The organism is Methanospirillum sp. (genome assembly GCF_028679455.1).
Lineage (GTDB): Archaea > Halobacteriota > Methanomicrobia > Methanomicrobiales > Methanospirillaceae > Methanospirillum.
The window spans coordinates 1-3,938 of record NZ_JAJRBM010000359.1 but is presented as its reverse complement, the minus strand read 5'-3'; the positions used below and the strand labels follow the sequence as shown (position 1 = coordinate 3,938).

Here is a 3,938-nt window from a genome sequence, read left to right as displayed (position 1 = left end):
GCTGCAGCGACTCCCAGACCGGATATAATTCCATGCAATCTTCCCCCGGTTAAGGTACGCTGTATGCAGATTATAGAAACAGGGCCTACGGGAGCTGCCAAAGAAAGGCCGATTCCTAATCCTAAAAAAAAGAGGCTGATTACCATATATATTACAAAAATATGGTATCATCTGGTTGTTGTTGCATTCCAGGTATTTCCATCGGTTGTTATTACAACGGTGCCATTCATATCAGTCCGGAAAAGCCGAGATCCGGATGCATTGAGGGCTGACATTGTCACGGAACGGGGATAATCATAGCGGTTTCCTGATCCGAGGGATAATATTGCTGCATCAGGATGAACATTCATGATTGAGGAGATTGCAGTATCGGATCCATGATTCGGAATTTTCATGATTGTTGCATGGCCTTTTACATCAGATGCATCTCCCGGGAATAATACCGATACATTCCCTACGGTAGCTTTCATCACCAGGGAATCCTCATCCTGATGACCAGAAAGGGTGTGTGGCCCGATTACTGCAATACTCGTCTCATTATCGAAGGGTATGCTCATTCCGGCAGTGGCAATTGTCCGGGAGGTCTGGCCGGATGTTACCAAATTTATCACTTTCTGATATATATCCGATGAGTATGTCTCCCCGTTATCAATGTAGGTCACGACAGGGAATGCATTCAGGATATCTGTCATCCCCCCGATGTGATCGTCGAACGGGTGAGATATGAGTACGATATCAAGTGACTTGATACCCAGGTTTTTCAGATAGGAAACAAGACGCCTGCCTGATTCAGCAGACCCTGCATCAACCAGCATGTTTTTCCCCCCGCTCTGGATCAGCGCTGCATCTCCCTGGCCTACATCGATGAAATGGAAGATAACCTGGGGGGTCTGGTTCTCATGCCTGGTTTCCGTGGGCTGAGGAACGGGTGTAAGAGTGACAACCGGGGTACTATTCTCCGTTATTGTCGAATTATTACTGATATTTGGTGATGGATATGAGGTTTCAACCGGTGATACAGATGTCTGGGTTAACCCATATGATGGACTGGTCCAGTACCCGGAAGAGAACATGAATATTACCGATAGGATGAGGATGATGACACAAGTACCAATGAGGATGAGTAACGGTTTATTACGGGAATATTTCGTATTTTTTGTCAGTTCTGCCGGTTTTTGTCTCGGTTTTTTTTCAGAGGGGTTCGAAATCCGGTTTAGGTTGCGAAGATATGCGGGATTTCCCGGATCCAACGCCAGGGCATTTCCAAAGCAATGAATTGCACTTTCTTTACGATCGGTCTGGGATAATGCAACGCCATACGCATTCCATACCCGGTGATTCCGTTCATCCTTCTCAATCAATTCAGAGAAAATTTCTATTGCTTCTTCGATATTTCCTGATTTTATGAGGGATAGACCCTCATTAAACCGTGCTTCTTCAGGATCTGTATCCATACCTGATGGGATATTTCACAGGTAAACACATAAACTCTTTTATGAACATAATCTCACCTGAACATAAGGGATAATATAAAAAAAACGACGGGCTTAACAAGGAAAATAATTTAAGCCTTTGTATATGCCATGCAAGTGTTTATCTTGTTACCTGATAATTCACATTATATTATTTCAACCTATACCTGAAGAGCGCTGATATAACTCTCATATAGTGGATGGGTAAATTACGATGGAAAGAATTCGGATTGATGAAATTCAGGTTCTTATCGTAGATGACAACAAAAATAATCTGCAGATCATAGCACATGTACTTCAAAAAGCAGGGTATCAGGTACTAACCGCAACAGAAGGTCAAAAAGCCCTGGAACTAGCGACAGAGAAGAGTCCTGATGCGGTATTGCTGGACATCATGATGCCAGGAATGGATGGATTCGAAGTCTGCAAAAAAATGAGGATGATAGAACACCTCAAACAGATCCCGATTATTTTTCTTACCGCAAAGGATGAAGATATGGACGTTGAGGCAGGATTTGAGATGGGGGGGACAGATTACATCATCAAACCATTTCACGAACGAATTCTTCTTGCCCGGCTTCAGACACATATTGAAAGAGGGTATTATTCCCGGCACCTGTATCGATCAAACCAGGTTCTCCGTGAACAAAATCATACACTCATCCAATTACAGGGTGAACTTGAGAACCTGAACAGGAAACTGGATCTCCAGATTCAAAAAAATCTCCACCTGCTCTCGACGATTAATGACAAGGTGAGAAATCCGCTTGCAGTTGCAATATCACTCATTGATATGAGTGGTGTTCCGGAGGGGGAGATTATCATCAAGGAGCTGAAGCGGATTGACGATGTGATTGATAACCTTGACCGTAACATTGTTGAATCAGACCGGGTTCATGATAGTATGAGAAAATATCAGGATCATGGGGAGTGATATCATGCGAACCGGAGAACATCAGATCTAAAAATATCGTTTTTATCATGTATACTATATTCGTCAGATAGAAATTCACCATATGAATTTCGATCTGACAAAAATAGGGAGTATTTACAGGTATGTGAGTTATTCACCCACAACTTAATGTAGTTCACAAGGAAGATTTCTCTAAGCAATGACTACATTAAAGGAATATATTCATCAACTCCACTTTTTGATAAAAAATTATGAATATTATCTGATCTTTCTCATTGTAGTTTCCATATTTATCGGCCTGATTGATGCGGGTAGTATCGCTTTATTATACCCGATGATCTCAGTCGGTTTTCAGATAAATGCAGATTCAATCCCCCAATATGGAGCGATAGAGAAGATTAGTAACCTTATCCCGATTGGATCGACATTTGTTCATCTGGGATTATTGTTCATTATCTTTACCGGCATATCACTCTGTCTTCAATTATTCTACTGGAAGATCGCATTTATCTTTCAACGAGAAATCATTGTAAAAATGAAAAAGGCAATTTTCTTAAAGATAGACTCTAATGATTACAAATTTTTTGTAGACAGCAGGCAGGGGGATCTCATAAATCTCTTTAATCAAAGTCCCTTTTATATTCAACAGACATATGACCGTTTGTTAAGTTTATGTACTGATTTGATGACTTCAATTCTTGTCATTGTCATGCTTTTTTTTATTTCACCCGGAGGACTCATTATTGTTCTGATTGGAGGAGGGATTTTTTATCTCATCATTAATGGAATAAGTAAAAGTATATCCGAAAAACTTGGAAATCTACAGATAGCGTCGGGTCAGTCCGAGAATAAGGTTATCAACGAATATATCACGGGAATTAAACCAATTAAAGCGTTAAATGCCTCTAATCACTGGGGTATGCAGTATATTGAGGCATTAAAAATATATTGGGACAAGTATGCAGAACTTATGTTCATTCAGCGAATTCCCATTATTGCAATCAACTCACTTTTTTACATCACCATAGGGGTAATTGTCCTAGTCCTGTATATCTATTATGCAGATAATTTTCTTGCGGTAATTCCTGTTCTTGGAACCTTTGCAGCGGGAATGATGAAAATACTGCCCAAGTGCACGAATTTAGGAACATATAAACTGGAATTAAAAAATTATCAACCGCATATATCAGCAGTTTATTCAATTCTTCAGGAAAATAAATATGAAAACGTAACAAAGGGAAGTCTGCTTTGTGATGAGATTAATTCCGATATCATTCTGGATAATCTTGTTTTTTCATATGGACATGTTAAAATACTCAAAAATCTTTCCATGAAAATTGAAAAGGGATCAATGACTGCGCTTGTGGGCCCTTCAGGCTCTGGAAAATCCACGATTGTAAGCCTTCTTCTTCGGCTATATGATCCGAATTCCGGCACGATTCAGGTCAATGGAACTGATTTGAAAGAATTTGATGTGAATACCTATCGGGATATCGTAGGTTATGTAGGTCAGGATCCTTTTGTATTTAATGCCAGTATAAGGGACAATATTC

The 3,938-nt window shown here is 40.1% G+C and carries 3 protein-coding genes; 2 read left to right on the top strand and 1 reads right to left on the bottom strand.

From position 1 onward, the window contains the following. Nucleotides 1-167 precede the first annotated feature (167 nt). Nucleotides 168-1,454 carry an MBL fold metallo-hydrolase gene (locus LUQ50_RS12185; protein ID WP_300040109.1) on the bottom strand — a complete coding sequence of 429 codons (1,287 nt, stop codon included), beginning with the start codon at nt 1,452-1,454 and terminating at the stop codon, nt 168-170. 232 nt (nt 1,455-1,686) lie between these two features. On the opposite strand from LUQ50_RS12185, the gene LUQ50_RS12180 reads away from it, so the two are divergent. After that, nucleotides 1,687-2,406, top strand: coding sequence for a response regulator transcription factor (locus tag LUQ50_RS12180; protein WP_300040108.1), 720 nt, complete (start codon nt 1,687-1,689; stop codon nt 2,404-2,406). A gap of 178 nt (nt 2,407-2,584) precedes the next feature. Next, the coding region (locus LUQ50_RS12175; RefSeq protein ID WP_300040107.1) for an ABC transporter ATP-binding protein at nt 2,585-3,938 on the top strand (1,354 nt) is incomplete at its 3' end.